The 18,864-nt window shown below is 61.9% G+C and carries 19 protein-coding genes and 2 pseudogenes; 11 read left to right on the top strand and 10 right to left on the bottom strand.

What is annotated here, in order from left to right; translation table 11 throughout:
* Positions 1–48 precede the first annotated feature (48 nt).
* On the top strand, positions 49–1,245 hold the full coding sequence (gene pgk, locus GTK01_RS06740) for a phosphoglycerate kinase (protein ID WP_252925106.1): 1,197 nt from the start codon (positions 49–51) through the stop codon (positions 1,243–1,245).
* A 21-nt stretch (positions 1,246–1,266) separates the two neighbouring features.
* Here the strand turns inward: pgk and pyk are convergent, their stop codons facing one another.
* Together pyk and GTK01_RS06730 are read right to left on the bottom strand one after the other, a co-directional pair.
* Positions 1,267–2,703, bottom strand: coding sequence for a pyruvate kinase (gene pyk / locus GTK01_RS06735; protein WP_252925105.1), 1,437 nt, complete (start codon positions 2,701–2,703; stop codon positions 1,267–1,269).
* The gene (locus tag GTK01_RS06730; protein ID WP_252925104.1) at positions 2,700–3,263 is read right to left on the bottom strand and encodes a DUF1036 domain-containing protein; all 564 of its coding nucleotides are present in this window, start codon (positions 3,261–3,263) and stop codon (positions 2,700–2,702) included. Before GTK01_RS06730 ends, pyk begins: the two co-directional genes overlap by 4 nt.
* A 190-nt stretch (positions 3,264–3,453) precedes the next feature.
* Here GTK01_RS06730 and GTK01_RS06725 point away from each other — a divergent pair, with 190 nt between their 5' ends.
* From GTK01_RS06725 to GTK01_RS06710, 4 genes and pseudogenes are all read left to right on the top strand, one after another.
* On the top strand, positions 3,454–4,269 hold the full coding sequence (locus GTK01_RS06725) for an N-formylglutamate amidohydrolase (RefSeq protein ID WP_252925103.1): 816 nt from the start codon (positions 3,454–3,456) through the stop codon (positions 4,267–4,269).
* Positions 4,266–4,574 carry a DUF1244 domain-containing protein gene (locus tag GTK01_RS06720; RefSeq protein ID WP_252925102.1) on the top strand — a complete coding sequence of 103 codons (309 nt, stop codon included), beginning with the start codon at positions 4,266–4,268 and terminating at the stop codon, positions 4,572–4,574. The genes GTK01_RS06725 and GTK01_RS06720 overlap by 4 nt, the downstream gene beginning before the upstream one ends.
* A 129-nt stretch (positions 4,575–4,703) precedes the next feature.
* Positions 4,704–4,850, top strand: a pseudogene (locus tag GTK01_RS06715) (DUF2312 domain-containing protein); the annotation flags it as partial.
* 105 nt (positions 4,851–4,955) lie between these two features.
* The gene (locus tag GTK01_RS06710) at positions 4,956–5,213 is read left to right on the top strand and encodes a DUF2312 domain-containing protein (RefSeq protein WP_252925101.1); all 258 of its coding nucleotides are present in this window, start codon (positions 4,956–4,958) and stop codon (positions 5,211–5,213) included.
* 107 nt (positions 5,214–5,320) lie between these two features.
* Here GTK01_RS06710 and GTK01_RS06705 read toward each other — a convergent pair whose 3' ends face one another.
* Positions 5,321–5,605, bottom strand: a complete 285-nt coding sequence (locus GTK01_RS06705; protein WP_252925100.1) for a helix-turn-helix domain-containing protein — start codon at positions 5,603–5,605, stop codon at positions 5,321–5,323.
* 471 nt (positions 5,606–6,076) lie between these two features.
* Between GTK01_RS06705 and GTK01_RS06700 the strand changes: the two genes are divergently transcribed.
* Positions 6,077–8,101 (top strand): AAA family ATPase, encoded by a 2,025-nt coding sequence (locus tag GTK01_RS06700; RefSeq protein WP_252925099.1) that lies wholly within the window; start codon positions 6,077–6,079, stop codon positions 8,099–8,101.
* A gap of 382 nt (positions 8,102–8,483) precedes the next feature.
* Here the strand turns inward: GTK01_RS06700 and GTK01_RS06695 are convergent, their stop codons facing one another.
* From GTK01_RS06695 to GTK01_RS06670, 6 genes are all read right to left on the bottom strand, one after another.
* Positions 8,484–8,906: an MbcA/ParS/Xre antitoxin family protein gene (locus GTK01_RS06695; RefSeq protein WP_252925354.1), complete on the bottom strand. Its 423-nt coding sequence runs from the start codon at positions 8,904–8,906 to the stop codon at positions 8,484–8,486.
* Positions 8,907–9,133: 227 nt separating this feature from the next.
* Positions 9,134–9,811 carry a hypothetical protein gene (locus GTK01_RS06690; RefSeq protein ID WP_252925098.1) on the bottom strand — a complete coding sequence of 226 codons (678 nt, stop codon included), beginning with the start codon at positions 9,809–9,811 and terminating at the stop codon, positions 9,134–9,136.
* Positions 9,812–9,901: 90 nt separating this feature from the next.
* The gene (locus GTK01_RS06685) at positions 9,902–10,108 is read right to left on the bottom strand and encodes a hypothetical protein (RefSeq protein ID WP_252925097.1); all 207 of its coding nucleotides are present in this window, start codon (positions 10,106–10,108) and stop codon (positions 9,902–9,904) included.
* Positions 10,109–10,660: 552 nt separating this feature from the next.
* Entirely contained in the window at positions 10,661–11,398 is a 738-nt protein-coding gene (locus tag GTK01_RS06680; protein ID WP_252925096.1) for a hypothetical protein, read from the bottom strand.
* Positions 11,399–11,418: 20 nt separating this feature from the next.
* Entirely contained in the window at positions 11,419–12,153 is a 735-nt protein-coding gene (locus GTK01_RS06675) for a HupE/UreJ family protein (protein ID WP_252925095.1), read from the bottom strand.
* A gap of 57 nt (positions 12,154–12,210) precedes the next feature.
* Positions 12,211–12,561, bottom strand: a complete 351-nt coding sequence (locus tag GTK01_RS06670; protein WP_252925094.1) for a hypothetical protein — start codon at positions 12,559–12,561, stop codon at positions 12,211–12,213.
* Positions 12,562–12,720: 159 nt separating this feature from the next.
* Between GTK01_RS06670 and GTK01_RS06665 the strand changes: the two genes are divergently transcribed.
* Positions 12,721–14,043 carry an MFS transporter gene (locus tag GTK01_RS06665; RefSeq protein ID WP_252925093.1) on the top strand — a complete coding sequence of 441 codons (1,323 nt, stop codon included), beginning with the start codon at positions 12,721–12,723 and terminating at the stop codon, positions 14,041–14,043.
* Positions 14,044–14,071: 28 nt separating this feature from the next.
* Positions 14,072–14,784: pseudogene (locus GTK01_RS06660) on the top strand (ABC transporter permease).
* A 178-nt stretch (positions 14,785–14,962) separates the two neighbouring features.
* On the opposite strand, the gene GTK01_RS06655 reads toward GTK01_RS06660, so the two are convergent.
* Positions 14,963–17,437, bottom strand: coding sequence for a heavy metal translocating P-type ATPase (locus tag GTK01_RS06655; RefSeq protein ID WP_371924285.1), 2,475 nt, complete (start codon positions 17,435–17,437; stop codon positions 14,963–14,965).
* A 192-nt stretch (positions 17,438–17,629) separates the two neighbouring features.
* Between GTK01_RS06655 and GTK01_RS06650 the strand changes: the two genes are divergently transcribed.
* The 3 genes from GTK01_RS06650 to GTK01_RS06640 all read left to right on the top strand — a co-directional run bounded on the left by GTK01_RS06650 (position 17,630) and on the right by GTK01_RS06640 (position 18,860).
* Entirely contained in the window at positions 17,630–17,824 is a 195-nt protein-coding gene (locus tag GTK01_RS06650) for a heavy-metal-associated domain-containing protein (RefSeq protein WP_252925092.1), read from the top strand.
* Positions 17,825–17,835: 11 nt separating this feature from the next.
* On the top strand, positions 17,836–17,997 hold the full coding sequence (locus GTK01_RS06645; protein WP_252925091.1) for a hypothetical protein: 162 nt from the start codon (positions 17,836–17,838) through the stop codon (positions 17,995–17,997).
* 134 nt (positions 17,998–18,131) lie between these two features.
* Positions 18,132–18,860, top strand: coding sequence for a glutaredoxin (locus GTK01_RS06640; RefSeq protein WP_252925090.1), 729 nt, complete (start codon positions 18,132–18,134; stop codon positions 18,858–18,860).
* Positions 18,861–18,864: the final 4 nt, after the last annotated feature.

The raw sequence follows: 18,864 nt of genomic DNA, 5'->3' as shown, positions 1-18,864 counted from the left end.
AGGCGGTATTGTCCGCCGCACGCATCCGCCCCCTTCGAAGGATCCATCATGCCCGGCTTCCGCACCCTTGACGACATCGACGCCTCCGGGAAACGCGTGCTCGTGCGCGTCGACCTCAACGTCCCGATGAACGAGGACGGCACCGTGTCCGACGCGACGCGCATCGAGCGCGTTGCGCCGACCATCACCGAGCTTTCCGACAAGGGCGCCAGGGTGGTCCTGCTCGCCCATTTCGGCCGCCCCAAAGGCGCGGTCGTGCCCGAAATGTCGCTTGGGCCGATCGCGCAGGCCGTGGCCGATGTCGTCGGCCGCGATGTCGCCTTCGCCGAAGACTGCATCGGGCCGGCCGCCGCCAAGGCGGTCGAGCGCATGAAGGACGGGGACATCCTGCTTCTGGAGAACACGCGCTTCCACAAGGGCGAGGAAAAGAACGATCCCGAATTTGCAAAGGCGCTTGCGGCAAACGGCGACCTCTACGTCAACGACGCCTTCTCCGCCGCTCACCGGGCCCACGCCTCGACGGAAGGGCTCGCGCGGCTGTTACCCTCCTTTGCCGGCCGCACCATGCAAGAAGAGCTCGAAGCGCTGGAGAAGGGCCTCGGCAAGCCGCAAAAGCCCGTCGTCGCTATCGTCGGCGGCGCCAAGGTCTCAACCAAGATCGACCTTCTGATGAACCTCGTCACCAAGGTGGACGCGCTCGTCATCGGCGGCGGCATGGCCAACACCTTCCTTGCAGCGCGCGGCACCAATGTCGGCAAGTCGCTGTGCGAGCACGATCTTGCGGCCACGGCGAAGACGATCATGACCGAGGCCGCGCAGGCCGGCTGCGCAATCATCCTGCCGGCAGACGCGGTCGTCGCGCGCGAGTTCAAGGCGGGCGCGGCGAGCGAGACTGTTTCCGTCGAGAACGTCCCCGCCGACGCGATGATCCTCGATGCCGGCCCGCAATCGGTCACCCGCATCAAGGAGTGGATCGGCCGTGCCAACACGCTGGTCTGGAACGGCCCGCTCGGTGCGTTCGAAATCGAGCCCTTCGACAAGGCAACCATGGAGGCCGCGCGCTTTGCGGCGGCCGAGACGAAGGCCGGAAACCTCGTCTCCGTCGCCGGCGGCGGCGACACCGTCTCCGCGCTCAACCAGGCAGGTGCGGCGGACGACTTTTCCTATGTCTCGACGGCCGGCGGCGCGTTCCTGGAATGGATGGAAGGCAAGGAATTGCCGGGCGTTGCCGCGCTGTCGCGCTGACGCGTTCTGGAAGAGCGGGTCTTAAAGCCCGCTTTTCCCGTCCGAGGCGATGTAGGCGATCCGCAGCATGTTGGTCGCACCCGGCGTTCTGAGCGGCACGCCGGCGGTGATGATGATCCGGTCCCCCGGTCCGCCGAAACCCTCGCGGTGGGCGATCCGGCAGGCGCGGTCGACGACGTCGTCGAGGTCGTTCGCATCGTCCGTCACCACGCAATGCGTGCCCCACAACAAGGACAGCCGCCGGGCGGTCTCGATCACCGGGGACAGCGCGATGATCGGCACCTGCGGGCGCTCGCGCGCGACGCGCAGGCCCGTCGTGCCCGATCCGGTGTAGCAGACGATGGCGGCAAGGTTCAGCGTATCGGCGATTTGCCGCGCAGCGAGCGCGATGGCGTCCGGACCGGTTGCTTCCGGCTCGGTGCGCTGGGCGTTGATGATGCCCGGATAGAGCGGATCGCGCTCCACCTGGACGGCGATCGCGTTCATCGTCGAGACGGCCTCGATCGGATACTGGCCGGCGGCTGATTCGGCCGAGAGCATGACGGCGTCCGCGCCCTCGAAGACGGCGATCGAGACGTCCGAAACCTCGGCGCGCGTCGGCACGGGGGCCGAGATCATCGATTCCAGCATCTGCGTCGCGACGACGACAGGCTTGCCGGCGCGGCGCGCCGCGCGCGTGATCTGCTTCTGGATGCCGGGCACGGCCTCAAGCGGCATCTCGACGCCCAGATCGCCGCGCGCCACCATCAGCGCGTCGGAAAGTTCGATGATTTCGGCGAGCCGCGCGACGGCTTGCGGCTTTTCGATCTTGGACATGATCGCCGCGCGCCCGCGCGCGATCTTGCGCACCTCGGCAATGTCCTCGGGCCGCTGGACGAAGGAGAGCGCGACCCAGTCGACGCCGGTCGCTAGCACCGCGTCGAGGTCCTTGCGGTCCTTCTCGGTCAGTGCGCCGACTGGCAGTTCGGTGTCGGGCAGCGAGACGCCCTTGCGGTCGGAAATCTTGGTGCCGGATAGGACGGTGCAGCGCACTTTGCGCCCGTCCGTTTCCTCGACGCGCAGCGCCAGCCGGCCGTCGTCGATCAGCAGCCGATGCTCGGGCTGGACGGAGGACAGGATTTCGGGATGCGGGAGCTGGACGCGCGTGGAATCGCCCGGCGTCTTGTCGCCGTCGAGCGTGAAGCTTTGGCCGATCTCAAGCGTCTCGGCGCCTTTTTCGAACTTGCCGACACGCAGCTTCGGGCCTTGCAGGTCGGCGAGGATGCCGATCGGGCGCTGCACCTCGGCCTCGACCTTGCGCAGGCGCGCGACGAGCGTGCGCATCAGTTCATGGCTCGAATGGCTCATATTGATGCGGAAGACGTCGGCGCCCGCATCGAAGAGCTTGCGGATCATCACCTCGTCGGAAGAGGCTGGCCCGAGCGTTGCGAGGATTTTGACCTTGCGGCTGCGTCTCATTGGCTCTCGCTTGGTGTTGCGCCGGTTGGGCTCCCGCCTGGCGTTGCGCGATTGGCCGCCCCGGTGTCCCCGGTCAATGCGGGCAGGCCGTTGCCGGCTGGTTCGTCGGTCAACTGCACCATCCAGCTCGACTGCTCACGCGTGTCGTATTCTTGGAAGCCGGCCCGCTGGAAGCCGCGCGCGAAGCAGTCGCCCGGGCCGGAAATCTTGAATTCGCGCTCGGCCACGCACATGTTGACTTCGCCTTCCCAGCGTCCGCCACGCTCGGCATCCTCGGCGTAGAGATAGTAGTAGCGCGAGGCGAGTGCGCCTTCGATCAGCGTCTTGCAGCTCGAAGCTTCGATATGCCACCAGCCTTCGGTCACCCAGCCGGCCTGCGCGCGGTAGCCGATCGCCACTCCGACGAGGCTTTGCGTGGCATTGCAGACGCGGAAGTCGGCAAGGGCGGGAGCCGCGCTCGCGCCGAGGCCGACACTGGCCAATATCGCCAGAATGGGCGCGCGCCTTTTCACCCATCGGGCGATGGGGCGAAGCGGGCGCGTGAGGCATGAAATCAGCATGGTTTCAACCTTTTCGGCAATCGGCCGGACCTTGTCAACGCGCCATGCAAGCGGCGCAAATCGATTTAGGCCAATGGTCGGCCACGATCTTGTCGCATGAATGACATTGCACCAGCCTTGCGTCTCAATGGGATTTGCGTCCATGACAGGGCAACGCTTCGAGCCGTCTAGCATCAGGACCTGCCATTTCATGACGCGCGCCGCCCTTTTCAATCCCGTCGAACTCGTCGAGGGCGACCGCAGGCGCGGGCTGGTGCTCCTGGCCGACCATGCCCGCAACGCGCTGCCTGACGAGTATGGCGATCTGGGCCTTCCGGCCTCGGAATTTTCCCGCCACATCGCCTATGACATCGGCGTCGAGATGGTGACGCGCGGGCTCGCCGCCCGGCTCCAGTCGCCGGCGGTGATGGCGACGTATTCGCGGCTTCTCATCGATCCCAATCGCGGCGAGGACGACCCGACGCTCATCCGCCAGCTCTATGACGGCACGATCGTGCCAGCGAACTACCCGATGAGCGCGGACGAGCGCGAGCGCCGGCTGGAGCGATATTACCGACCCTATCACGACGCCGTCGGCGCGCTCGTCGCCTCCGTTGCGCATGCGACGGGCGCCGCGCCGTTCATCGTCTCGGTCCACTCCTTCACGCCCGCCATGCAGGGCAGGCGGCGGCCGTGGGAGATCGGCATATTGTGGGATTCGGACCCGCGGGCGGTCGAACCGATGCTGGAAGCGTTGCGCGCCGATGCGGCGCTGACGGTCGGTGACAACGAGCCCTATGACGGCGCGCTGCGCGGCGACACCATGTTCAAGCACGCGATCCTCGAAGGCTACGCGCATCTGCTGATCGAGATCCGGCAGGACCTGATCGCCGACCAGGCGGGGGCAGACACTTGGGCCGACCGGCTGGCCCCCATCCTTGACGCGATCAACGCCCGTCCCGACATTCATGTGGCGCGGCAATTCGGCTCGCGCACGGGCCCGCTCTTCGAAGGAGAAAAGAGATGACGGAACTCACCGACAGGCAGCGCGAGGCCTATGAGGCGGCCGCCTTTCGCCGGCTGCTTTCCCATCTGCGCGAACGCAGCGACGTCCAGAACATCGACCTGATGAACCTTGCCGGCTTTTGCCGAAACTGCCTTTCCAACTGGTATCGCGACGCGGCCGAGGCCGACGGCGCTTCGCTGTCGAAGGACGAGGCGCGCGAGATCGTCTACGGCATGCCCTACGCAGATTGGCAGGCGAAGCACCAGACAGAGGCCAGCGGATCACAATTGGCCGCATTCGAGACGAACCGCCCGAAAGACCATTGACCCTTTCGCGGCACTGAGGCAACCAAGCGCCCGATCCCTCCGGACGCGCACGCAGCCCTCACGCCTCGCCGTCCAGAGCCGTAACAAATCATGCGGCGCATCGCCCGCACTTGCATCACGAGGTCGACCATGGATGACGTAACAGCAACGCAGGACACCGTCGCGGCCGCCGAACTGCGCCAGTTGATCGAGCGTGTCGAGCGCCTCGAGGAAGAGAAGTCAGCGCTCCAGGACGACATCAAGGAAGTGATGGCCGAGGCCAAGGGCCGTGGCTACTAATACCCCCTAAAATCTGTAGTCTGATAACATTATCAAGGTGTTGCGATGGGCACAAGGTTGCCCGCTATGCAACACCTTGATTGGCAATAGAACGGATCGCAAATGGTAGACGACGTAACCGACAGCACGCATGAGGTTGCCGCTGGGCAGCTTCGCTCATTGATCGAGCGCATCGAGCGGCTCGAAGAAGAGAAAAAGGCGTTGGCCGACGACATCAAGGAAGTTTACGCTGAGGCGAAAGGAACCGGATTCGACACGTCGGCGATACGCCAGCTGATCAGGATCCGAAAGCAAGATGCTTCAGAACGGCAGGAAGCTGAAGCAATTTTGGAACTGTACATGAATGCGCTTGGTATGTAGGCGCGTTAGCACCTTACAATCTCCGCATACAGGCGATGGACCCGGCAGCGGCCCGGGTCCTCTAAGTTTTCAACAGGGCTACCCGCCGCCCATGGATCGCGTCACGCTCATTTCTTGCGTAGCAATGTCAATTTAGCTTGGAATTCCGCATCGGGCGGATTTTGGCGGAACCCCTCTCCCTCCGCTTCCGTCGCGGGCAACCACTGTACGCCTGCCGCCTGCAGCGTCTCTATCACCCTTAGATACAGACCGCGCCTGACGCTGGATGCGTCCTGCTCCAATTTTTGTATCGTGTCGCGCGAAACTCCTGCGAGTGTCGCGATTTCATCCTGGCTCAAGCCGGAACTGACTCGGGCCGCCTTCAAGATGTTTGCAGCGAATGTGACGTCCATAATGGGCACGGGTGGTCGGAGCCCAGCTCGTTGTCAACAAGTCGCGCGAATCCCTATTGAATAACCGCACAGAATCGGTTTATGCCGGCTTTATGCGGTTATTTTAAGTGGGCTCCGAGGGGCAACGGGTGATGGACGTCGACAACGGGCTTGGTCAGTCGCTGATTCTCTTGCGTGAGCGCTTTGGATGTCTTGAGGCGGACTTGGGCTGGCTAACTGGCGAGCATCGCATTTTCCCTTCCAGAGAACCTGTTCGTCTTGAGAACTGGCGTGTTGCCTCGCGTTTGGTGCCCTGTTTGGCTGGCACAGTTTTCGGACATCCGACCTGCGCTGACGGCCAGTTGATAAGTACTTCCGAGATTGTGTTCATCCGGTCTGAGTTCGGCATGGCTCGGAGCTTTTCACGATGGTACTCGCTCGGAACTCCGGCGGGAGGCGATTGCGGATATCGGTTCAAACTACAGGAAGACGATGATCCATGTTTCAATCCCGCCGTTCCAGCATAGTGGACCGCATCAAGCCATGCGAGTGTCAGATGATGAAAAGCCTGCGGTACCAATCATGCAGCGCTTTCTACGCCATAAAGCCCCGTTCACCGCCTTTTTAGCCTATTGCGCGCTTGTCCGGGCCGCTCGTGCATCACTCGGACGACATCGACCGAATTCGGGCGTTCTCGTCGCTAGGATACGGCCGGATTGGCATCCCACCATGACGGGGGCGGCTGCGATAGGCTTTGGCAATAGGGAACAGAAGCGTTGGACTTCTAACCGCGATGAATTTCAAACCATCGTACTCGAAACGTTCGTCACAAGGGATGTAGTTGACGAGAAGCAATTCACAAAGGCGGTCGCGGAAGCCGACTTTACGCTTGTGATCGCGAGTACCGACGAATTCCTGCCCCGTGCGGTAACGCTCTCGGCTGATTGGATAGTCGATGTTAGTGCACCGACTGACGACCATTTTCGCGCGGCTTGCAAGCTGTTCATGGACAGACTGCCAACGGATGAAGAAGTTATCCTGTTGGGGAGCACTGATCCCGCAGATCTAGAAGTCACTATGCGACGCGGGCGGCGCTTGACCCACTGCTTGGAGCGGTTGATTGATGACCGGCGTCGCAGTGCTGCCGCGCCTATATCCAATAAGACAACCACCAAGCTTTCAGACCTGTTCGGATTCGGGCCAGCGGCAGCCTGGGGGCGTCAGTTGGCTGCGGACCTCGTTCAGTGGAAGGCCGGCACGCTCCGATGGGAAGATGTCGATCGCGGCCTGCTTCTGTCCGGTCTCCCCGGCACCGGGAAAACAACCTACGCCCGAGCGTTGGCTAACGAATGTAAGGCTCACCTCGAAATTGCATCCTTGGCGCGCTGGCAGGCCAAAGGACACCTCGGTGATCTGCTGAAGGCCATGCGAAATTCGTTCGCCAATGCGCGTCGGAATTCGCCGTCGATTCTCTTCATCGACGAGATCGACGCTATCGGCGACCGTGACGCGTTTGCAGGCCATAATGCGCAGTACTGCACGGAAGTTGTAAATGCTCTACTGGAATGTCTTGACGGTTTGGATGACCGAGAGGGGGTTGTCGTGCTCGGGGCATGCAACAACGCTCGTCGCCTCGATTTGGCCCTGCGAAGGAGTGGTCGCCTCGACCAACATATCCGCATTGATTTGCCGGACCCCGAAGCACGATGTCGCATACTTGCGCACCATCTAAATGAACAGGTCGACTGGTCCCTCCTAAAGCCCATTATAGATGTTACTGAAGGGTGGTCGGGAGCAGATCTCGAAAGGCTTGGCCGATTGGCTCGGCGAAAAGCGCGATCTCAGGGGGCGCAGCTATCGCCAGAGCTCGTCCTTGAATGCGTGCCCTTGTCGCCGGATTTGACGGAGGACGAACGATATAGGATCGCAGTCCACGAAGCAGGACATGCCATCATTGGCGTTCATTTGTCGGGACGGAGGATTATGGAGGTAAGCGTTCGGAACCGTCTTACAGCATTGCCTGGGCAGACATCTCTTGGCGTCACGCGATTCGTCGATGATCCATCGCACGTCATTCTCGCCCGCGATCTCCTTAACGCGATTGCCACTACCCTTGCAGGAGGTGCCGCAGAGGAGGTCGTCTTTGGCGAACGGAGTGCCGGAGCCGGTGGCAGTTTGGATTCGGATCTTGCGAAGGCAACGGAGCTCGCTTGGGATTTCCACGCGCGCTATGGATTCGGCAAGTCCATGGCCTACTACAGGGACACCGTCGGTCGCAGGCCAACGATGCAGTCACCGAACCCGATCGAGTCAGATGTCGAGCAGACAATCCGCGAGCAGCACGAGGCTGCGAAGATTCACCTGCAGTTCCATCGCTCGATTTTGGACAAGTTAGTCCATGAATTGGTCACAAAGGGCAAGCTCAACGCCGAAGAAGTCGACTATGTTTTCGTGCGTCATCAGCGCCGCGACGGAGTGACCATCGGTCCCGGTGTGCCGGAGGTGCAGGAGGGGTGATCATGCCGTAGGATGACTGGGCCCGTTCGCGTTGGTAGCCGTGCGAAACTAAATCGATCTGCACCAAACAAGCTTACAAAGACGCCGCGTCCAAGCGTGTAGATTCACGAGCCAGTTGGCAACGCCGTCGATGTGAAAGACGCGAACTTCAGGTCGCGGTGAGGTGTTCGAATTGCCCGGCCCGCCTCTGCGGCCAATGTAATCAATTACTCCGAGGCGGTGAACCCCGACAGGCGCTTTCTCGACCTCGGTCAATGGGCTCCGTGTTCATGCCGAAGCAACTCGCTTCAATCGGAGAATTCATGGCCAGCTCGTCCGGCATGGCCGCGGATCAGGCGCGCTGTTCAGACGCGCTCTCCGCCTCAAGGAATTCCGCCCAAACCTACGAAGCCTGCGGCGATCCCCCTTCAGCTTCGAGCCAATTCCGGATCGCCGCGAGGTCCGAATTCTCCCCGCGCAGCATGATCTGGAGCGCAGAAACTCCGCCGAAGGCAGCGTTTGGCTTTCGGATCCAGTCGTAGCCCTGGGACGGAGTCTTGAACAGGTATCGCAAACTTTTGTGGATCCCCATCAAGTCGGCCATTCTAACCCGAAGATCCCGGTCGATCCGGCCGTGGGAGCCGCTCTTCCAACGCGCCCATGTACGTGGCGACATGCCACCCAAGAGGACGCAGGCTTCGGAGTCGGTCAGTGTCCAGACTTTGGCCAAGTTTACGGTCGCTCGGGCCAAAGCGAGGGCCTCGTCATCGGTGATCGAGGGGGTTCCTCCGTTCGCGGGTGGTGGACGACACACTCTTAACCGCATCGCGTTCATTCTTTGACATTCAAGCCAAGGTAGGTGTCGGCTGGGGCAACGATTCACGTTGAGAATGGCGCGCCAAACCGGGCGGCGTCAATAAACTTCAACCGCCCAGCGGCGGTTGCCGCGATGCGGCAGAGATCGTTTGCCTCGCCCTTTGGTGAGATGGAAGCCGCTTCGACGGAGGAGCCGGCTCCCTACGTCGGAGCGAAGAAATTGGGCAGACGCGGGCGTCAGCCAGCAGGATCGGATCCCAGTCCGCCCAAGCCATGTCCGCCGATTTCATGCCAAAGCGCTCGCGCCATCTTCATATGGCCTTGGGAAAGTGCGCGCTCGATTACGTAAGGCGGCACTCCGTAATCCTTTGCTAGATCCGAGGGCAACCTACCGCTTTCGATGTCCGCTTGCCTAAATTCCATTGGATACAGAATTTCTATGGCGACGAGTTCCGCAAGAACTTCCGACTGGATCTCAATTTTCGCAGGCCGCATTCCTTCGAAGATGTGGTCTGCGATAAGTTCTTCGATCGTCTTCGACCCATCCCAATTGAAATCCTCTTTCTCGTCAATCGCAAGATGGGACAGTTCTTTGACTGCGATGAAGCGATGCCAATAGCCGTTAACAGTCAGATCATTGTCTTGCCTCTGGCGGATAAACACGTGGGCCGTGCCATTCTCGTACCGCTCCATCATGCCCCGGATATGCTCAGCTTCGAAGTCAACGAGTTCCTTGGTGATTTTGAACCCATACTTTTCTTCAATCGCCCATTGAGTGTCTTCGACCGATACAGGCAACTTGTCGGGAGCGATGACGTACTGCCGAACGAATTCCTGGATATCACTCACCTTCCGGAATGCGGATTCAAGTTTAGCGGAATAAACCCAAGTCGATCCGTTCGAGGAATCAGGCACCGTCAATCTCCAAAACAAAAGGCCCCAGCTAAAAGCTGAGGCCTTCGAAACTTCGCTTTCCATCCGAGCTAATAAGGCTCGGCTAACGTGTCAAGCTTGGATGCGCCGAGAATCACCAAAATCAAGTGCCTGGGTCTTGCCACCTTCACGAGCCGCGTAAAGAGCGTTCACTTCCGCACATACCTGCTCGGTCGACGCTTCGTCGAGGTTGCGAACGTAAAACTTCACGTCCACGAGCCCCTTGCCCGCCAGTTCCTTAAAACGGCCGGCGAGCGACATACATTCAGTCATCTTCATACTCGCCTCCTTCTCAGACGTAACCATAATGCCACCTCAACGTGTGGTGACGTCGTTAAGATAAGATTGACACGGTGTCGTTTCCATGACGCGCGACGCGATATCACAAAAAAAACGCATGTCAATCACGTTCACCGCGATCTGTGGCGATGATATTCATCAAATTCGAAACCGTCTATCCCGGTTCCAACAAAAAATCAGCGGTTGGTTGACGAGTAGGGTGACGCTGTTAGTCCGCCTCGAACTCGTCGGAACGCTTTCGCTGTCTCCAGCAGGCACGGCCGTATATCCTATGGAACGCCGGGATGACGCCTTCGCCGCTATCGACCGCAGATCACCACGTAGCCGTCCTTGGCAACCTTGGCCACCACCGGCTAGAAGCCGTCTGTCCGTAAACCATTTCGTATGAGTCATTCAGGCGCACGCGGAGCGCATTGCCCGAAATTTGGCAACACACGACCCCATTGCCGACAAAGGCTGGCTGCTGAGCCTCTCCTGAAAGCGGACGTTGGAGGCGGGATGACGCGCCTTGCGGCACCCCGCCTGTGACAACTACACCAGCCGCTGGATCGCCGTATAGGTCCCGCTTGTGCGAATCGTCAGCGACACCGGCGCATCGCCGCGGTTCCGCCAGAACCAGCCGTGCTTGCCTGTGAAGGCGGCCTGCAACTGGCCTTCATCAGCGGAAACGCCGCGGCCCTTTTCGTAGCTGATATTCTGGCCGCCGCCGTCACCATGGGTGTCGTAGTTGACGGCACCGCCTTCGGACACGACCCAGGCAAAGGCCGCGATCTCGCCTTCCACCATCGTCAGCTTGATCTCGGCTCCCTCGCCGGGAGCAAGAGTGATCGTCATTTCGTCCTGGCGCTGCTCCTGCGCGGCAGCGGGCGATATGATCAGTGCGCCGATGGTCCCCCATAGGCTGGACTGACGCTCGGGGGCCGGCGGTGCCGGAGGAGCGGGCGGCGCGACTGGAGCGACCATCGGTGCCGGAGTGCCGGACGCCGCGGGCGCGGGCGTCGTGCTAGTGGACGTCGCGGCCGGGATTGCGCTGGCGGCGGCGTCCATTGCCGCGTCGGCTTCCGCCTCCTCGGCAAGCTGCATCTTGATCTCGCCCATCTCCGTCAGGTTCAGGGCGGAACCGATCCCGGTCGGGTCGATCCCATATTCGGACGGGAGAACGACGGCGACGAGGAGTGCGCCTGCGGTCACGATGGCGATTCCGGTCGAGCGGAGCAGCTTGGCGGTCGAGGGAAGTTCGGCGCGGGTGGGCATGTCGGTGTTGTACATGTGAGGTCCTTTAGGGAAATTCAGGAAACGAAGTAGCCGGCTACCTGGTAGCCGAAGAGGAGGAAGCCGGCGGCCATCATCGCAACGTTGGCCGTGTAGGCGTGACGGAAGAAGGTCGCGCTCTTCCGCCAGAAGCCCATGACGATCAGGATCGCGCCGAGCGCCAGAAGCTGGCCGATCTCGACGCCGACATTGAAGGCGAGCAGGTTCGGCACGAGGCCGTCCGGCGCGATGTCGTATTCGAGAATCTTGGTCGACAGGCCGAAGCCGTGGAACAGACCGAAGATAAGGGTCGCGGCCTTGGTGTTCGGCTGGAAGCCGAACCAGCGCTGGTAGGCTCCCATGTTGTCGAGCGCCTTGTAGACGACCGACAGGCCGATGATGGCGTCGATGATGTAGCTGTTGATGCCGATGTTGAAATAGACGCCGAGCAGCATGGTCGTGGAGTGACCGATGGCGAACAGCGTCACGTAGATGGCGATGTGCTGCATCCGGTAGAGGAAGAAGATCACGCCAAGCAGGAACAGGATGTGGTCGTAGCCGGTGACCATGTGCTTGGCCCCCAGATAGATGAACGGGATGATATTCACCCCGCTGATTTCCTGGATGTAGCCCTGATCGCCCGCCGTCACCGCATGGGCGAAGGCGGAGGATGCGAAGGCGAGGATCATGCCGAGCGCAAGCAGCCCGGACGTGAGATGGGGAGCGAACGCGCCAAGCGTCCGGCTGCCCACCGCAGATGGTGGTCGTCTCATGAAAATGGTGTCCGTGTTGAGAAGGAACGTCGCCCCTGATCCAGGGGCAGCGGTCACTCAAGCACGCGGCGGACGGTCCAATTCGAAGATTCGGACGGGCAAGGATTCGGGAAAGGCGCTAATGCGCCAGGCGTCGCTTGTCCGGACGAAGAGCGTGGCCACGGACGGCGGATAGGTTGGCGTGTCGTGCAGGTGATCGGCAGCGTTATGACCATGCAGGTGACCGGACTTGCTCTCGCTGTCCCAGCCATCGTCATGCGAGTGACCGTGCTCGGCGATTTCGGCTGCCAGTTCCAGATGACGCTCGGCTTCGATCTGCGCGAGTGCGTGCGGGTCGTGAGAGGATGACCCCCCGGTCGGCGCGAGCAGCAGCGACACCGCCATCGCGCAGGCGATGACGACGCGCAACGCGACGCTTTGCAGACGGCCAATCATGATGCCAGCGATACCCCTCGGTGGTTAATGAAACCTTTCTCCCGATTCTGGGGCGAGATGAAGGCCGTTGCCCCGTAGAATGGCCACGATATTGGCTTCGATTATCGGAAAGATATCCGTCAAAGGTCCGACATGCTGCACGTCCTTGCGAACCGCACCTACCGTCACCTGTTCCTGGCGCAGATCATCGCGCTCCTGGGAACGGGATTGGCGACGGTTGCGCTCGGCCTGCTCGCCTTTGAGTTGGCGGGCGAGAACGCCGGGGCGGTTCTCGGGACGGCGCTGGCGATCAAGATGGTGGCCTATGTCGGCGTCGCGCCTATTGCCGCCGCCTTCGCCGAGCGGCTGCCACGGCGTGAGACGCTCGTGGCGCTCGACATTGTCCGGGCAGGCGTCGCGGTGCTCCTGCCGTTCGTCACGGAGATTTGGCAGGTCTATGTCTTGATCTTCGCGCTGCAATCGGCATCGGCCGCGTTCACGCCGACCTTCCAGGCGACGATCCCGGATGTGCTTCCGGACGAGAAGGAGTATACGCGGGCGCTGTCGCTATCGCGGCTCGCATACGACCTCGAAAGCCTCGTCAGCCCGATGATCGCGGCTGCGCTTTTGACGGTCATCAGTTTCCACAGCCTGTTCGCCGGGACGGTCGTCGGCTTCCTCGTTTCGGCCGCGCTGGTGCTGACGGTCGTCTTGCCGACCCCGAAGCCGAGCGCCCGGCGCGGCATTTACGACCGCACGACGCGCGGTATCCGCATCTATCTCGCGACGCCGCGTCTGCGCGGGCTGCTGGCGATCAACATGGCTGTCGCCGCCGCCGGCGCGGTCGTCATCGTCAACACGGTCGTCTACGTCCAGGCCGTCTTCGGCCTTGGCCAGAGCGAGACGGCGATGGCGCTCGCGGCCTTCGGCGGCGGTTCGATGGTTGTCGCGCTGGCGCTGCCCCGGCTTCTCGACAGATTGCCCGACCGGCCGGTGATGCTCGCGGGAGCGGGCATCCTCGCCGTCGCAACGCTGGCTGCGGCCGCCATCGAATCCTACGAAATGCTGCTCATTGTTTGGTTCGTCGTCGGTGTCGGCTATTCCCTTGCGCAGACGCCTTCTGGACGGCTGCTGCGCCGTTCATCCCATGCCGAGGACCGTCCGGCGCTGTTCGCCGCCCAGTTCGCCCTGTCGCACGCCTGCTGGCTGGTCACCTATCCACTCGCGGGATGGGCGGGCGCGAGCTTCGGTTTGTCGGCAACAGCCATGTTGCTGACGATCACCGCCACGGCGGGCACGCTCGCAGCAATCAATCTATGGCCCTCGGCCGATCCCGAGATCATCGAACACAGCCACGAGGCTCTTCCCTCGTCGCATCCGCATTGGAAAGAAGGGAATTCGGATGGGCGGCACCGCCATGCCCATCCGTTCGTAATCGACGACTTGCACGCCTCCTGGCCGAACGCCCGTCCATGAGCACCGACCGGCGCTTATGACGGCTTTCATGCAAGGCCTGGTCGAAATCCAGCGCGACATCTACCTGACCTTCGCGGACACGATCCGGGCGTTCGCCGCGGGTGGTGGATGGTTCGAACTCGCCACCTTCCTGCCGATGGCGATCATCTTTGGAGCGGTCCATGCGCTGACGCCTGGCCACAGCAAGGCGATCCTCGCTACCTACCTGGCCGGGTGTCTCTGTCGGTCGCGCGCGGCCTCATGGTCTCGCTTACGCTGTCGTTCACCCATGTCCTGATAGCCGTCATCATCGCCGTATTATCGCTTCCGCTCGTCTCGATCGCATTGGGCAGCGTCGGCCGCGCGCCTGCCATGGAAAATGTCAGCCGTGGGCTCCTTGGCTTGATCGGCCTGTGGATGATCTGGCGCGCATTGCGTGGCCAGCTCAATGGCCTCGGCAAAAACAGGGGGGCGCTCGTGGGCTTCCTCGCGGGGCTCATTCCCTGTCCGCTTACGCTGTTTGTCATGATCTTCGCGATCCAGCGCGGCGTCACGGAGGCGGGATTGGCCTTCGCGTCGATGATGATGCTCGGCGTCGCGACGACGCTTTCAGTGGTTACGCTGGCGACGATCGTCTTCCGGCAAGGAATTGCCGCCCTGATCGCCTCGCGCCCAAGGTTGCTCGACAGGACGGGGTGCGCAGTCGAAGCGCTCGCCGGGATCATTCTGGTCCTGATCGCCTTCCAGACGATTGTTAGATGAACGACCGTGCGACTGGAGCGGCTTATTTGAAGAACACGTATTTAACGAGGGCCGCTACTACGAGCACGAGGATCGCCAATACGAGAAGGCCCCAAAGCCCCATACCCCACGTCATGCTGCTGTCCATCATCATGGTCGTCTCGTTCCTCCGGCATTTTTTAACTTGTACGCATTCATTTCATTCCACCGCCGAGGTGAATCGCCTCAGGCGCAGCGCGTTTGCGAGAACGAAGACGCTCGAAAGGGCCATCGCTCCGGCCGCGAGGACAGGTGACAGGAGGATTCCGAACGCGGGGTACAGGATGCCCGCTGCGACCGGGATCAGCGCTGTGTTGTAGGCGAAAGCCCAGAACAGGTTCTGCCGGATGTTGCCGATCGTCGCTTTCGACAGGGCGATGCCGTTGGGGATGGAGTGAAGGCTTCCGGACATCAGGACCACATCGGCCGCCTCGATCGCAATATCGGTTCCCGTTCCGATAGCCAGACCTACATCGGCTTCGGCGAGCGCCGGAGCGTCGTTGATTCCGTCACCGACGAACGCAACCGCGCCATGCTCGCGCTTGAGGCGGCGGATCGCCTCGACCTTGCCGTCGGGGAGCACTTCCGAGACGACGTCGTCGATGCCGAGGCGGTCGGCGATCGCCTGCGCCGTACGCGCATTGTCGCCGGTGACCATCGCCACCTTGAGGCCGAGACGATGAAGCGCGGCAATCGCGTCGGGCGTCGCCGGCTTGATCGGATCAGCGACTGCGACGACGGCAGCCGGTCTGCCGCCCACCGCTGCATAAAGCGGCGTCTTGCCCTCGGCCGCGAGCCGGTCCGCCATGTCGCGGAAGCCGGACATGTCGACGCCGATCTTTGCCATGAACCTGTCCGCACCGACTTCGATCCGCACGCTGTCGGACACACCGCGAACGCCCAGGCCCGTCACCGATTCGAAGGACTCGATTTCGGGGAGCGCGATGCCCTCCGCCTGCGCTGCGTCGACGATCGCACCCGCGATCGGATGTTCCGACTTCGATTCCACCGCTGCCACGAGCCCCAGAACCGTGGAGCGGTCGAATCCGTCCGCCGTCTCGAAATCGGTGAGCGTCGGCTTGCCCTCGGTCAGCGTCCCGGTCTTGTCGAAGGCGACCACGCGAGCATCCTTCAGCGACTGCAGGGCCTCGCCCTTGCGGAAGAGCACGCCCATTTCCGCGCCGCGGCCGGTGCCGACCATGATCGATGTCGGCGTGGCAAGCCCCATGGCGCAGGGACAGGCGATGATGAGGACGGCGACCGCATTGACGAGCGCGAAGGTCAATGCAGGCGACGGGCCGAAGACCAGCCAGACCGCGAAGGTCAGGACCGCGACGGCCATCACTGCGGGGACAAACCACATCGTGATCCTGTCGACCAGAGCCTGGATCGGCAGTTTCGACCCCTGCGCCTCCTCGACCATGCGGATGATCTGCGCGAGCACGGTCTTGCTGCCGACGGCGGTCGCACGAAACGCGAACGCGCCCTTCTGGTTGACGGTGCCGCCGGTGACTGCGCCGCCGGGGGACTTGGCGACCGGAACAGGTTCACCCGTGATCATGGATTCGTCGACATAACTCTCGCCTTCGACGAGTTCGCCGTCGACCGGAATGCGCTCGCCGGGACGAACGTCGATGACGTCCCCGGCTGCGACTTCCGCGATCGGCAGTTCGACCGTCGTGTCCCCGCGGCGCACGCGCGCGGTCTTCGCTTGCAATCCGACGAGCCGCTTGATCGCTTCGGACGTCCGGCCCTTTGCCCGCGCCTCGAGATAGCGGCCGAGAAGGATCAGCGTCACGATCACCGCGGCCGCTTCGTAGTAGACGTTGATGGTGCCTTCGGGCAGCAAGGCGGGTGCGAAGGTCGCGACGAGCGAATAGCCATAGGCGGCGATCGTGCCGACGGCGACCAGCGAATTCATGTCGGGTGTCGCGCGCAGCAGGGCGGGAAAGCCTTTCCGGTAGAAGCGGATGCCAGGCACGAACAGGACGAGGGTGGTGAGCGCACACTGGATGTACCAGCTTGCCTGCATACCGATCGAATTGGCGATCAGCGCATGGAATGCCGGTATGAGATGCGATCCCATTTCGAGGATGAAGACGGGCAACGTGAGCAAGGCCGCGAGCGTCAGATCGCGCCGCAATTCGCGGCGCTCCTCGTCCTTTCGCTCGCCGACGGCTTCACCCGCCGTTCCGGCCTCGTCGATGGCCCGCGCTTCGTAGCCGGCAGCCGCTACGGCAGCCTTGACGTCACGTATGTCCGCCGAGCCGGCGATCGTTGCCCGTTCCGTCGCGAGATTGACTGATGCGTCCGTAACGCCGGGAACCTGCAGCAGTGCTCTTTCGACGGCTCCGACGCACGAGGCGCAGCTCATGCCTTCGATTGCCATGGACACTGATTGTTCGGCTGTCACAGCATAGCCTGCAGCTTCGACGGCTTTTGCAAGCGCGTTCCGGTCGAGGTTCGTTCCGCGGATTGTCGCTTTCTCGGTCGCGAGATTGACGGAAACATTCTCGACGCCCGGGACTTTCGATAAGGCCTGCTCGACCCTGCCCACGCAGGACGCGCAGCTCATGCCTTCCACATCAAGCGAAATGGTCGACGAGGATTGGTTGTTGCGGAACGGAGCATTCACGACTGCTTCTCCTTGGGTGGAGTTCATTTTGGGCAACGATGGCGCTTCCCGCCGCTGGAAGGTCAAGCGTTCATTCCGGCCGACACTTTTTTCATCACGAATGGCGACTTTTCTTGCCGGACGTCTGTTGACCTTCCAGCGGCGGGAAGCCGCATAAACCTTCTTAGTCGAGGAAAAAAAAAGGAGACCGACATGCAGTTCAAGATCGAGAAGATGGCCTGCGGCGGGTGCGTGAAGACTGTGACGGCAACCGTCACAGCGATGGATCCGGCAGCCAGTGTTGAGGCCGACACGGCGGCCAGGACCGTAAAGATCGAGACCACGGCCAGCGGCCCCGCGATCGAACGCGCATTGGCCGACGCCGGTTACCCGGCCCAACCATTTTGACGAAGGGCGCGATGGACAAGTTGACCCCCATCTTCATCGCGGCCTCCCTCGTTGCAGCCGCAGGCCTCGCCTACGCCCAGAGCCAGATCGGCGAGCCTATGGGGCCCGACGCTGCGCCAGGACATGCCGTTCACGGCAGCGCCCAACCTGGCGCTCCGGTCGGCGTGGAATGAAGGGCGCAGTCGGCACGAAATTGCGGCCGGGATCGGAAACGTTCGTTTGGGAAAGTCGCAGCTTCGGCCAATCTCGTACAAGGAAGGGAATGGCAATGGATGTCAGACGAACGAAACGAGCGGACCTATATCGCATGGTCACTCCGGAACATACCTGTCCGTGGGGTTTGAAGACGCTCGACCTCCTGAAGCGCGAAGGTTACGAGGTCGAGGATCACCAGTTGACCTCCCGCGACGAGATCGACGCGTTCAAGGCCAAACATGGTGTGGATACGACGCCGCAGACCTTCATCGAGGGAGTGCGCGTCGGCGGATATGATGATCTGCGCGCCTATTTCGGCAAGGAGACGAAGGACAAAGACGCGGTCACCTACAAACCGGTCATCGCCCTGTTCGCTATGGCCGCCTTGATGGCCTTGGCGGCGAGCTGGGCGGCGTTCGGCAACCTGTTCACCGTCGCTGCGGGCGAGTGGTTTATCGCCATCGCCATGTGTCTTCTCGCGCTACAGAAGCTGAAGGACGTCGACGGCTTTGCGACCATGTTTCTCAACTACGACCTTCTGGCGCAACGCTGGGTCCGCTACGCCTATGTCTATCCGTTCGCCGAAGGGCTGGCAGGCGTGTTGATGATCGCGGGAGCGCTGATGTGGCTATCGATCCCGGTTGCCTTGTTCATCGGCACGATTGGCGCGGTTTCCGTATTCAAGGCCGTCTATGTCGACAAGCGGGAATTGAAGTGCGCCTGCGTCGGCGGCGACAGCAATGTTCCGCTCGGCTTCGTCTCGCTGACGGAGAACCTGATGATGGTCGCCATGGCGGTATGGATGCTTTTGAAGCCAATGGGCATGGGCCTTGGCCACTGAGCTA

Source organism: Aliihoeflea sp. 40Bstr573 (genome assembly GCF_024105655.1).
GTDB lineage: Bacteria > Pseudomonadota > Alphaproteobacteria > Rhizobiales > Rhizobiaceae > Aliihoeflea.
Note: the sequence above shows the minus strand (reverse complement) of the source record. Positions and strands in the feature narration are given on the sequence as shown.

Excerpts from the sequence above, each read along its gene's own strand:
- GTK01_RS06665 (WP_252925093.1), top strand. The coding sequence starts at position 12,721 with ATGCTGCACGTCCTTGCGAACCGCACCTACCGTCACCTGTTCCTGGCG.
- GTK01_RS06725 (WP_252925103.1), top strand. The coding sequence starts at position 3,454 with ATGACGCGCGCCGCCCTTTTCAATCCCGTCGAACTCGTCGAGGGCGAC.
- GTK01_RS06705 (WP_252925100.1), bottom strand. The coding sequence starts at position 5,605 with ATGGACGTCACATTCGCTGCAAACATCTTGAAGGCGGCCCGAGTCAGT.
- GTK01_RS06640 (WP_252925090.1), top strand. The coding sequence starts at position 18,132 with ATGGTCACTCCGGAACATACCTGTCCGTGGGGTTTGAAGACGCTCGAC.
- GTK01_RS06720 (WP_252925102.1), top strand. The coding sequence starts at position 4,266 with ATGACGGAACTCACCGACAGGCAGCGCGAGGCCTATGAGGCGGCCGCC.
- GTK01_RS06650 (WP_252925092.1), top strand. The coding sequence starts at position 17,630 with ATGCAGTTCAAGATCGAGAAGATGGCCTGCGGCGGGTGCGTGAAGACT.
- GTK01_RS06680 (WP_252925096.1), bottom strand. The coding sequence starts at position 11,398 with ATGTACAACACCGACATGCCCACCCGCGCCGAACTTCCCTCGACCGCC.
- GTK01_RS06695 (WP_252925354.1), bottom strand. The coding sequence starts at position 8,906 with ATGCGGTTAAGAGTGTGTCGTCCACCACCCGCGAACGGAGGAACCCCC.
- pyk (WP_252925105.1), bottom strand. The coding sequence starts at position 2,703 with ATGAGACGCAGCCGCAAGGTCAAAATCCTCGCAACGCTCGGGCCAGCC.
- GTK01_RS06700 (WP_252925099.1), top strand. The coding sequence starts at position 6,077 with ATGATCCATGTTTCAATCCCGCCGTTCCAGCATAGTGGACCGCATCAA.
- GTK01_RS06710 (WP_252925101.1), top strand. The coding sequence starts at position 4,956 with ATGGTAGACGACGTAACCGACAGCACGCATGAGGTTGCCGCTGGGCAG.
- GTK01_RS06730 (WP_252925104.1), bottom strand. The coding sequence starts at position 3,263 with ATGCTGATTTCATGCCTCACGCGCCCGCTTCGCCCCATCGCCCGATGG.
- GTK01_RS06675 (WP_252925095.1), bottom strand. The coding sequence starts at position 12,153 with ATGAGACGACCACCATCTGCGGTGGGCAGCCGGACGCTTGGCGCGTTC.
- pgk (WP_252925106.1), top strand. The coding sequence starts at position 49 with ATGCCCGGCTTCCGCACCCTTGACGACATCGACGCCTCCGGGAAACGC.
- GTK01_RS06645 (WP_252925091.1), top strand. The coding sequence starts at position 17,836 with ATGGACAAGTTGACCCCCATCTTCATCGCGGCCTCCCTCGTTGCAGCC.
- GTK01_RS06685 (WP_252925097.1), bottom strand. The coding sequence starts at position 10,108 with ATGAAGATGACTGAATGTATGTCGCTCGCCGGCCGTTTTAAGGAACTG.